This window comes from Cupriavidus sp. SIMBA_020, from assembly GCF_046535395.1.
Lineage (GTDB): Bacteria > Pseudomonadota > Gammaproteobacteria > Burkholderiales > Burkholderiaceae > Cupriavidus > Cupriavidus campinensis.
Genome location: NZ_JAWRWU010000218.1, coordinates 1 through 336, shown reverse-complemented (window position 1 = coordinate 336; position 336 = coordinate 1). Strand labels below are relative to the sequence as shown.

General features: G+C 64.3%; 1 protein-coding gene. It reads right to left on the bottom strand.

What is annotated here, in order from left to right; translation table 11 throughout:
* The coding region (locus SB751_RS28905) for a glycogen/starch/alpha-glucan phosphorylase (RefSeq protein WP_410748896.1) at positions 1 to 336 on the bottom strand (336 nt) is incomplete at both ends.

Sequence of the window (336 nt, the reverse complement as noted above, 5' to 3'; positions counted from 1 at the left end):
CCGTTGAGCGCGAGCTTCATGTTGCCGGTGCCGGACGCCTCGGTGCCCGCCGTCGAAATCTGCTCGGAGAGATCGGCGGCCGGAATCAGCACTTCGGCCACGCTCACGCCGTAGTTCGGCACGAACGTCACCTTGAGCCGGTCGCCCACCACGGGATCGTGATTGATCTTCTCGGCCACGTCGTTGATGAGGCGGATGATCATCTTCGCCATGCGATACGCCGACGCCGCCTTGCCCGCGAACATCACCACGCGCGGCACCCAGTCGCGCTCCGGGTTCGCGCGAATCTGGTTGTAACGCACGATCACGTGCAGCACGTTCAGCAGTTGCCGCTTG